This is a genomic window from Autumnicola edwardsiae (assembly GCF_031846505.1).
Taxonomy (GTDB): domain Bacteria; phylum Bacteroidota; class Bacteroidia; order Flavobacteriales; family Flavobacteriaceae; genus Autumnicola; species Autumnicola edwardsiae.
The window spans coordinates 1-9939 of the sequence record NZ_JAVRHP010000110.1 but is presented as its reverse complement, the minus strand read 5'-3'; the positions used below and the strand labels follow the sequence as shown (position 1 = coordinate 9939).

Annotated in this window: 13 protein-coding genes; 7 read left to right on the top strand and 6 right to left on the bottom strand. The window is 37.8% G+C overall.

Annotated elements, in window-relative coordinates:
• Window positions 1–708 (bottom strand): glycosyltransferase family 2 protein (locus RM529_RS14785; RefSeq protein ID WP_311485523.1); only part of this gene is annotated, 708 nt, incomplete at its 3' end.
• A gap of 3 nt (window positions 709–711) precedes the next feature.
• Window positions 712–1242, bottom strand: a complete 531-nt coding sequence (locus RM529_RS14780) for a DUF4199 domain-containing protein (protein WP_311485522.1) — start codon at window positions 1240–1242, stop codon at window positions 712–714.
• Window positions 1243–1390: 148 nt separating this feature from the next.
• Between RM529_RS14780 and RM529_RS14775 the strand changes: the two genes are divergently transcribed.
• A complete protein-coding gene (locus RM529_RS14775; protein WP_311485521.1) occupies window positions 1391–1645 on the top strand; it encodes a type B 50S ribosomal protein L31 in 255 nt (84 codons plus the stop codon).
• Window positions 1646–1787: 142 nt separating this feature from the next.
• Window positions 1788–2960 carry a GlmU family protein gene (locus RM529_RS14770; RefSeq protein ID WP_311485520.1) on the top strand — a complete coding sequence of 391 codons (1173 nt, stop codon included), beginning with the start codon at window positions 1788–1790 and terminating at the stop codon, window positions 2958–2960.
• A 69-nt stretch (window positions 2961–3029) separates the two neighbouring features.
• On the opposite strand, the gene RM529_RS14765 is transcribed toward RM529_RS14770, so the two are convergent.
• A complete protein-coding gene (locus tag RM529_RS14765; RefSeq protein ID WP_311485519.1) occupies window positions 3030–3314 on the bottom strand; it encodes a hypothetical protein in 285 nt (94 codons plus the stop codon).
• A 185-nt stretch (window positions 3315–3499) separates the two neighbouring features.
• On the opposite strand from RM529_RS14765, the gene mtaB reads away from it, so the two are divergent.
• A complete protein-coding gene (gene mtaB / locus RM529_RS14760) occupies window positions 3500–4837 on the top strand; it encodes a tRNA (N(6)-L-threonylcarbamoyladenosine(37)-C(2))-methylthiotransferase MtaB (protein WP_311485518.1) in 1338 nt (445 codons plus the stop codon).
• On the opposite strand, the gene RM529_RS14755 is transcribed toward mtaB, so the two are convergent.
• Window positions 4834–5136 carry a GNAT family N-acetyltransferase gene (locus RM529_RS14755; RefSeq protein ID WP_311485517.1) on the bottom strand — a complete coding sequence of 101 codons (303 nt, stop codon included), beginning with the start codon at window positions 5134–5136 and terminating at the stop codon, window positions 4834–4836. The two genes, mtaB and RM529_RS14755, sit on opposite strands and share 4 nt — an antisense overlap.
• 422 nt (window positions 5137–5558) lie before the next feature.
• Here RM529_RS14755 and RM529_RS14750 point away from each other — a divergent pair, with 422 nt between their 5' ends.
• Window positions 5559–6266, top strand: coding sequence for an alpha/beta fold hydrolase (locus RM529_RS14750; protein ID WP_311485516.1), 708 nt, complete (start codon window positions 5559–5561; stop codon window positions 6264–6266).
• The gene (locus RM529_RS14745) at window positions 6263–7231 is read left to right on the top strand and encodes a lytic transglycosylase domain-containing protein (RefSeq protein ID WP_311485515.1); all 969 of its coding nucleotides are present in this window, start codon (window positions 6263–6265) and stop codon (window positions 7229–7231) included. Before RM529_RS14750 ends, RM529_RS14745 begins: the two co-directional genes overlap by 4 nt.
• Window positions 7232–7240: 9 nt before the next feature.
• Here RM529_RS14745 and RM529_RS14740 read toward each other — a convergent pair whose 3' ends face one another.
• Together RM529_RS14740 and RM529_RS14735 are read right to left on the bottom strand one after the other, a co-directional pair.
• Window positions 7241–7939: a TlpA family protein disulfide reductase gene (locus RM529_RS14740; RefSeq protein ID WP_311485514.1), complete on the bottom strand. Its 699-nt coding sequence runs from the start codon at window positions 7937–7939 to the stop codon at window positions 7241–7243.
• Window positions 7940–8075: 136 nt separating this feature from the next.
• Window positions 8076–8591, bottom strand: coding sequence for a tetratricopeptide repeat protein (locus RM529_RS14735; protein WP_311485513.1), 516 nt, complete (start codon window positions 8589–8591; stop codon window positions 8076–8078).
• 152 nt (window positions 8592–8743) lie between these two features.
• On the opposite strand from RM529_RS14735, the gene rpmH reads away from it, so the two are divergent.
• Window positions 8744–8902, top strand: coding sequence for a 50S ribosomal protein L34 (gene rpmH, locus RM529_RS14730; RefSeq protein ID WP_311485512.1), 159 nt, complete (start codon window positions 8744–8746; stop codon window positions 8900–8902).
• Window positions 8903–9001: 99 nt separating this feature from the next.
• A partial coding sequence (locus RM529_RS14725; RefSeq protein ID WP_489752738.1) for an ATP-binding protein occupies window positions 9002–9939 on the top strand: 938 nt, incomplete at its 3' end.

Sequence of the window (9939 nt, the reverse complement as noted above, 5' to 3'; positions counted from 1 at the left end):
AAAAAGGTGCATGGGACGTCTCCCAAACTTCGACAGAAACCAGATACTTAATAAATCCAGGAAACCGTTGATAAAACGTTCTATCCCGAATTTTGTTTTCCCGTACTTCCTTGCCTGGTGCTGTACTTCTTTTTCGGTAATTTTTATAAAACCTGAATTTTTGGCAAGAACGGGGATGTAACGGTGCATTTCCCCGTAAACATCAATATTTTTTATCACTGCCTTTTTGTAAGCTTTTAGTCCGCAGTTAAAATCATGAAGCTTTACGCCAGATGTTTTCCTGGCTGCGGCATTAAACAGTTTCGACGGTAAATTTTTAGAGAGTACATTATCGTAACGCTTCTTTTTCCAACCGGAGACAAGGTCGTAATTCTCCTCTTTTACCATTCTGTAAAGCTCCGGAATTTCTTCCGGGTTGTCCTGGAGATCAGCATCCATCGTAATCACAACTTCACCCTGGGCCTTAAGAAAGCCGGCATGCAGCGCCTGGGATTTACCGTAATTCCGGTTAAATTTTATTCCTTTAACCCTGTCGTCCTTTTTGGAGAGAGACTCTACTGCTTCCCAGGAATTATCTGTACTACCGTCGTCAATAAAAATAATTTCATAAGAAAAAGAATTGGACCGCAAAACCTGTGCGATCCAATTGTATAATTCGATTATGGATTGTTCTTCATTAAGAAGAGGTATGACGATAGATAACTGCATAAATTATGCTCTGGGATCTTTTTCTCTAAATATCAAGGCTACCAATAAAGATAATATTGCGTATAAAACTATGGTAAAAGCGAAGCCCATAAAAATGTTATTTACAGAATAAGGATTAACATTTGCCTGGCCGGCTATGGCTTCATCTATCTGCGACGGTGATGCGCCAAAACGTTCCATCATATCCCTGCTCGCTTCAAGGGTCATTTCCTGAACATAAGCTGCCGCTTCAGGATCAATAACGTTAAAAAGAATAGCAGTAAATATTATCGAGATAAAGGCGCCAAGAATAACGGGAAGGAAAAAAGCAGAAAAAGCACTTTTAAAAGAGAAAAAGGGATCGGGATCCAAACTTTTAACCTTCTTAACGGCCATTATTCCTATTACCAGTAATACAGTAAAATTAATAACAGTAATATACCATTTCGTGAACAGTTCCAGGTTGAGTGCGTAAATCAATACCGAAATGAGAATAGACGCCAGCCCAAGATATAGGCCGTAAGGCAAAATAACAGCTTGTACAGATTTTTTCATAATTTTGGATGCTTAGTGGTTATGCTGCATTAGTAAGCAAATATAGCAAAACGTTACACACAGATTTTTTTAAAAAGTTTTATGGGAATACTTGTTTTTATGATCAAATTACTTAAATTTGCACCTCGAAAATTAAAAGAATAAAGCGATGAAGCAGGGAATCCATCCGGAAAATTATAGATTAGTAGCATTTAAAGACATGTCTAACGAAGACGTGTTCCTTACAAAATCTACAGCAAACACAAAAGAAACAATTGAAGTTGACGGAACTGAATATCCTTTGGTGAAGTTGGAAATTTCAAGAACTTCTCATCCTTATTATACCGGTAAATCTAAACTGGTAGATAGTGCAGGTAGAATTGATAAATTCAAGAACAAATATTCAAAATTCAAGAAGAAGTAATTTTTCTGAATTTTTTAAGCTATACCAGGCTGTCTATTTAGGCAGCCTTTTTTGTTTTTATTCTAGTGCTGAAAAAATATAGAAGACAATAATTGGCATTTTTTGCATTAGTCTTAAATTCGATCTCATAAAACTTTTTATAATGAATTACATTTTATTCGATGGCTCCTATAGAAATCAACTACTGCCATTTACTTTTACCAGGCCTGTGGCCGATATAAGAATAGGTATTCTCACGATACGCGAAAAATGGGAAATGCTCCTGGAAAGTACCACGACAACAGTTACTGAAGATTATTTAGCTGAAAAATGGCCGTTGGTGGAAATGGAGGAAAATGTAATGATAAATGCTGCCTTTTTGCCCACTACGGGCCTGTTGGAGCAGATAAAAAACCTTCAGGCGAATCAGGCTGTCTTTTTTAAAGAAGAAGTTGTGGCTTTTTATGTAACTGAAGATCAGGAAGTTGATTTTGATGAATACGATCGCCGGGAGCTTTCCGTGGAAGCTCTTTTTATAGCAAATACCTGGGATATATTTTCAAAAAATGAACAGTCTATAAATGAAGATTTTGAATTGCTCACCCACGATAGAACTTCAGCACCTATCCCTTCTTCCAATAATGTGATGAATCCCGAAAATATCTTTATTGAAGAAGGTGCTTCGGTGGAATTTTGCTCCCTAAATGCTTCTTCCGGTCCTATTTATATAGGAAAAGATGCGCAGGTAATGGAAGGTAGCCTGCTGCGTGGTCCTCTGGCAATTGCGGAGAATGCTGTTATAAAAATGGGTGCGAAAATTTACGGGGGAACCACTATTGGACCGGGCTGTAAGGCAGGAGGAGAGATTAGCAATGCCGTGCTTATGCAAAATTCGAATAAAGGCCACGACGGATTCTTAGGAAATTCGGTTTTAGGGGAGTGGTGTAATCTTGGCGCAGATACGAATACATCGAATCTTAAAAATAATTATGCTGAAGTTAGGTTATGGAGTTACCAAGATGAAGGCTTTGCGCGTACAGGTTTGCAATTTTGCGGATTAATGATGGGCGACCACAGTAAATGCGGGATTAACACCATGTTTAATACAGGTACAGTGGTGGGAGTGAGTGCTAATATATTTGGGGCTGGATTTCCGCGGAATTTTATACCGAGTTTTAGCTGGGGCGGAAGTGCAGGTACAACTACTTATAAAACACAAAAAGCTTTTGAAGTTGCTGAGATTGTAATGAAAAGAAGAGGCGTTGAGTTCACTGAAGAAGACAAGGCAATTCTGGAACATGTCTTTGAAGAAACCAAAAAATGGAGAAGGGATTAGTCTTCAATTTGAAAATTTCAAAATGTGCTAATTTGAACATCGATTTTCTGGTGAGCTGGAATTTTCGAATTAAAACATAAAATAGAAGAAAATAAGTGCGAAAAGGAGAAGAAAAACTGTCGTTATTGCTAAAATCTTTGATTGTCGCTTCCTGTTGCTTGTTCTTATGTTGATTCTAATTTTTTCCAGTTCAGCTTCAGAAATGTGTTTTTCAGGGCCTGTTCCTCCTATTTTAGAACCAGTGGATTTCTGAAATTTTTCTGTTTTAGACTTTCTGCTTCTGCGGTTGTTTTTCATAATAACATTAGCCCCGCTACTACTGCCGCCAAATCCCATATTGTAAATTTTATTCAATATACAAAATTTTTGCTTTAGGTCATTTTCATAGTATAGGTCGAAAATTGGCAATTTTTGGCATTGATCTTAAAACGAAACCATTGCTTTGCAATCCGCTGAAGGATTTTTGAGTAGTAGGTAAAATTAAGTATATTTGCAGCCCCTAAGAAACGGGTTTTAAATCCTTTTTAACCGGATATTTTATGAACAATAAAAAAGTAGCATTTTACACCCTGGGCTGCAAGCTCAATTTTTCGGAAACTTCTACAATAGCACGTTCTTTTAAGGACGAAGGCTTTAACAAAGTGGAATTTGATGAAAAAGCGGATATCTATGTTATTAACACCTGTTCTGTAACCGATTATGCCGATAAAAGATTTAAAACTATTGTAAAACAGGCCCAGAAAGTTAATGAAAATGCTTTTGTGATTGCCGTGGGGTGCTATGCGCAATTAAAACCAGAGGAACTCGCTGCTGTAAATGGTGTCGATCTTGTTTTGGGTGCTACAGAAAAATTTAAGATTACAGATTACCTTAATGACCTCACCAAAAATGATATGGGAGAAGTCCATTCCTGTGAGATTGAGGAAGCAGATTTCTATGTAGGTTCCTATTCTTTCGGCGACCGTACAAGAGCTTTTCTCAAAGTTCAGGATGGATGCGATTATAAATGCACGTACTGCACAATTCCCCTGGCGCGGGGTATTTCCCGAAGCGATAAGCTTGAAAATGTCCTGCAGAATGCTGCACAAATTTCAGCAAAAGGAATAAAGGAGATCGTATTGACGGGTGTTAATATCGGTGATTATGGAAAAGGAGAGTTTGGAAATAAAAAGCATGAACATACTTTCCTGGACCTGGTAAAAGCGCTAGATAAGGTTAAAGGGATTGAGCGTTTAAGAATTTCTTCTATAGAGCCAAACCTTCTGAAAAATGAAACTATAGATTTTGTCGCGGAAAGTAGAAGTTTTGTTCCGCATTTTCATATTCCCCTGCAAAGCGGAAGCAATTCAATTTTAAAGGCAATGCGGCGCAGGTATATGCGCGAGTTGTATGTGAACAGGGTGGAGCAGATAAAAGCTGTTATGCCAGATGCTTGTATAGGCGTGGATGTAATCGTAGGATTTCCCGGGGAAACAGACGATCATTTTCTGGAAACTTACAATTTCTTAAACGAGCTGGATATTTCCTATTTACACGTTTTTACATATTCTGAAAGGGATAATACTCCGGCAGCAGCAATGGCTGGTGCTGTGCCGCTAAAAGTACGCAAAAAGCACAGTAAGATGCTTAGAGGTCTTTCTGTCAAAAAACGTCGTGCTTTTTATGAAAGTCAGATAGGAAATACGGCAACGGTGTTGTTTGAAGGTGAGAACAAGAAAGGTTTTATCCACGGCTTTACAGAAAACTATGTAAAGGTAAAAACTCCGTGGAACCCCGCTCTTGTAAACACATTACATGAAATAAGGCTTCAGGAAATTGATACTGACGGACTCGTAAGATTGGAATTCCTTTATGAACCTGAAGCTGTGGCGGTTTAGATATTAATACCCACTGGAAGAAGGTCTTTATACTTCCTTCTGTTTTTGCGCATATACTTAGCAATTTCAGGACTGGTAGGCATCACCCTGGTGTTGCTTTCCTGAATTTCATCCAGAACAGCTTTTATAAAGCTTTCCATATAACCCTGCTCCCGAACATTTTCAGACATTTGCACCCTTGTCAGGAAGATTTTCCTTTCTTGTTTAGAATATTCAATAGTTGCAAGTTCGTCGTTAATCGTGGTTTCGTATTGTCTCAGAAATTCGTTGTCCGTAATTTTCAATTCTTCATTACTCATAGTGCAGTTGTTTTAAAATTGTAGAAACTCCAGATAAATAAAGAGAGCAGCAGCTAAAGAAGGTTTTAAAGTAAGCAAAGAATAACAGGCTCTCCTTCAGAGGTTTTACTACTTCAAATTATATACCAAAATCAATTGTCATCAAAATATAGATGATCTTGCAGAATATCAAAGAGTTGTACAAAAATAAAGCTTTTAAAGCGATTTTGGGTTTAATGTCCCGGATTTCTTGCTAATATGAAGTACAGAGAGTCTTGAAATTTGCAGATATAAATTTTTTTAGCACCTTGTAGAAATTTTAGATTAATAGCTTCAATGGATCTTTTTATTTTCTGTTTATATGTATAAAAGCCAATAAAATAGCATTAAATTTATCCTCGCTTTTAAAATCTCTGCTCATTAAAATTTATTTTCAGTAGCAAATGATTAGTACAAAAGAAGTTTTGCATGTCTATTTGATGCCGGGTATGGCAGCAAATGCTTCAATTTTTGAACATATTAAGCTTCCGGAAGATACGTTTGAGGTTCATTACCTGGAATGGCTTATCCCGGATCGTAGGGAAAGTTTGCAGGATTATGCCCTGAGGATGAATAAGTTTATCAAGCACGACAAACCAATTCTTATAGGGGTGTCTTTTGGCGGGGTTGTTGTTCAGGAAATGAGTAAATATCTAGACGTGCAGCGGCTTATAATAATTTCTAGTGTAAAGTGCCGGGAGGAACTGCCTAATAGAATGCGTTTTGCTGCAAAAACAGGTATTTACCGGCTTATACCCACAGGTTTGATGAACTACGTTGATCATTTTGAAAAAATAGCTATTGGTGATTTTGCAAAAAAACGGGCTAAATTATATCGTCAATATTTATCTGTTAATAATAAAATTTACCTTGACTGGGCGATAAAGCATATGGTTTTATGGAATTGTGATAAGGCTGATGAAAAGGTTGTGCATATTCACGGTGATAAGGATGTGATATTCCCTATAGAGCATATTGGAAACTGTATAAAGTTGAAGGGGGGAACGCATATAATGATAATAAACCGCTTCAGGTGGTTCAACAGGTATTTGCCTGAAATTATTCTTACAGGAAAAATAAATGATAAAGGAAAAATAGAAGAACGAATATGAAGTATCTAAAGAACGCACTCATTATTGTTGGCATATTATGCGTATGTGCGCTAAGTATCAATGCCGTACAGGAAGCTCCTGAAACAAATAATATAGAAAATACCAATCCAGGTAAAACAGCAGGTATTCAAAATGATAAAAGTGTTGCAGAAAACTATACTATCAAAGCGCTTCCTGTTCCGAAAAATATAGATTTTGCCGGTGAAACTGTGCCGTTGGAGGATCCAGATGTTTATGAGCGGCTGGACCGGGAATTACTGGTTAATACTTACTGGCAGTCCAATGCGTTATTGCTGATGAAAAGAGCTCATAAATATTTTCCTGTAATTGAACCAATCCTTAAAGAAGAAGGCGTTCCCAATGACCTTAAGTACATAGCGGTAATTGAAAGCGGCCTTACCCAGGCGGTTTCTCCCGCACGTGCTATAGGATTCTGGCAGATCATGTCTGGTACCGGAAAGGATTACGGACTAGAAATTAATGATAATGTAGACGAAAGATATCATATCGAAAAATCTACGAGGGTTGCTGCGGAATATCTTAAGAAAGCAAAGGAAAACCTGGGAACGTGGACCCTGGCTGCGGCTGCCTACAATGCAGGAAACCGCGGAATATCCAGACAAATGGAGAGACAAAAAGTTTCTGATTATTACGATTTACTTCTAGGAGAAGAAACCGGTCGCTACGTCTTCCGTATACTTGCTCTTAAAGAGATTATGAGCGATCCGGAAAAATATGGATTTCAGTTTGAGGATAATGATTTATACAATCACATTCCTACCAGAAAAGTAGAAGTTGATACCGTGGTCGGCGACTTCGCTGATTTCGCGAAGCAATTCGGCATCAACTATAAGATCCTTAAAATTCATAATCCCTGGTTGCGTGAAGCCCATTTAAACAACGCTTCAAGAAGGATGTACGAAATTGATATTCCCGAAGAAGGAAACTATCCGGTTATAAATTAAGAAGTACGACTAGTTGGAAATATCGGCAACGTCCTTGTGCTGGTCGGTGATGAGGATGCTGGAAATGCCCTCTTCGATAGATTCGTAGTTCAGGTCATAAGATTCTTTTGCCGTGGCATTATAAGGGAGAAAAATGCTTCTTCTTATATCTTCTATTCTTCTATCTCCCGAAATCAGGAAAGAGATGGGTAAACCCAACGAATGTTTTAAATTTTTAATAACGAAAGGATCGGCGTTTTTTCTTTCGTCCACATAAACAACATTGATGTTTTTGCTAAACTCTTTGGCACTATTCTTTGCCATATCAGCTGAATCCCAGAACAGAACGATAAAATCTATCTGATTTTCATATTTTTCTGCAAGTTTGTTTATTGCTGGAATTTCGCCTTTTCCCTGTATGCACCAGGATGCGTAAGTAATAAGGTAAACCGGCTTTTTAAATTGATATAATTGCACCGGCTTCTTCTTTAGGCTATAAAAACGGAAATTATCTATATATGAGTTCCGCAGACAATTATTTACAAGAGAATCGAACAAGAAATGGCCACGTTTGTAATCATTAAATCGATAGGCATCCTTGGCTTTTTCCTCATACTTAGGTAAATGCATGGAAAGTGCTTCAGAAAAATAAACCTTATCGTTTTTTTCTGCTTGAGGTTGGCCTGAAAAGCCTGCTAATATAAAAAATAAGAGTAAAAATTTCCTCATGCACTTTGTTTCAAACTACTGAAAACAAAGATACCTAAAGGGAAGGGGTAAAGGAAAATTTCTCGTCAAATGGCCTATATATTAGCCAAAAGACCTAAGGAGGTGTGAAGCTAAATTCTAAAACCCCAAGGCGTTGTTAAATTTTCTTCATTTGCTGCTTCATCATTTTGATCTGATCTTTCAGCATTCCATGAGTATCAAGCTTTTTAGCTTCAGCAAGAAGATTAGTGGCTTCTCTCTTTCTTCTTTTGGTCATGGCAATTCCAGCCAGGTTTAGTTTTGCCATTGCAAGGTCCTGGGACATAGAAAGTCCGAGGCGGATAGCTTTTTTAAAGTATTTTTCTGCCTGGGTAATATTGGTCTGGGAAATCATTAGCCCGTGCAAATACCAGTAATATCCCTGTTGCTTTCGGGTAAGAGCGCTTTCGGGATCTTTTATTTTGTCCAGCCATTTTTTAGCACCTTCAAAATCCTGTTTTCGAAGCCTTAGAAAAGCAAGTAAGATCATTTCATTCTTAAAGTATAAGAAAACGAAGATCCCCGAAAGCAAGATTAACATGATCCCGTTTCCTATGTTACCTTCAAAGAATTGCCAGAAAGCAAGAATAATTATGAATCCGGCTAAGACTAATTTTATATTTTTATTGAACATGTTCCCGTGGTTTTACAGGCGGCAAAGGTAATAAAAACAATTCGAAAATATTTTATATTTGTATTTGTAAGACTTAAAAAGCTTTGTATATTTGCACGCAGTTTTAAGGACTGCTTTAAAAAAGATTTCACAGAAGATTAAAGATATTCAAAATGAAAAGAACGTTTCAACCATCTAAGAGAAGAAGAAAAAACAAGCATGGCTTTAGAGAGCGTATGGCAAGTGTAAACGGTAGAAAAGTCCTTGCCAGAAGAAGGGCTAAAGGCAGAAAAAAATTATCTGTATCTTCTGAGAACCGACACAAACACTAATGAAACTTTTGATATTAAATAATAAAGGTGTTACTTTTTAAGTAACGCCTTTTTTTATACCCAATAGCTTCTTATTTTTATATCCAAAACCTTAGTTAAATGCCCAAGAACAAAAATCTCAAATGTATTTTGATAATAGGTTCAGGTCCTATTGTGATAGGCCAGGCCTGTGAATTTGATTATGCCGGTACACAATCTCTTCGCTCTTTACGTGATGAGGGAATCGAAACTGTGCTCATAAACTCCAATCCGGCAACCATCATGACAGATCCTTCTGTGGCCGATCATGTTTATCTTAAACCTTTAACTACAAAATCTATTATTGAGATCCTTAAGAAGCATCCCAATATAGATGCGGTTTTGCCTACCATGGGTGGTCAAACCGCTTTGAACCTTTGTATTGAAGCAGATGAAAAAGGAATTTGGGAGGATTTTGGAATCAAACTTATTGGTGTGGATATCGACGCCATTAATATTACCGAAGACCGCGAGAAGTTTAAGCAATTAATGGGCAGGATAGGTGTGCCTGTAGCTCCTGCAAAAACGGTAACATCTTTCCTGCAGGGGAAAGAAGTAGCCCAGGAATTTGGTTTTCCTCTGGTAATAAGGGCATCTTTTACCCTGGGAGGTAGTGGTGCATCTTTTGTGCACAGAGCCGAAGATTTTGATGAAATGCTCACCTACGGTCTCGAAGCTTCTCCAATTCACGAAGTTTTGATTGATAAAGCTTTGTTGGGCTGGAAAGAATACGAACTGGAACTATTAAGGGATAAAAACGACAATGTTGTTATTATCTGTGCTATAGAGAATATGGATCCTATGGGAATCCATACAGGAGATTCCATCACAGTGGCCCCGGCCATGACATTAAGTGATACGGCATACCAGCGTATGCGTGACCTTGCTATCCATATGATGCGTAGCATTGGTGACTTTGCCGGGGGTTGTAACGTTCAGTTTGCAGTAAGCCCGGATGAAAAAGAAGATATTGTCGCGATAGAAATTAACCCAAGGGTTTCAAGGTCTTCCGCACTTGC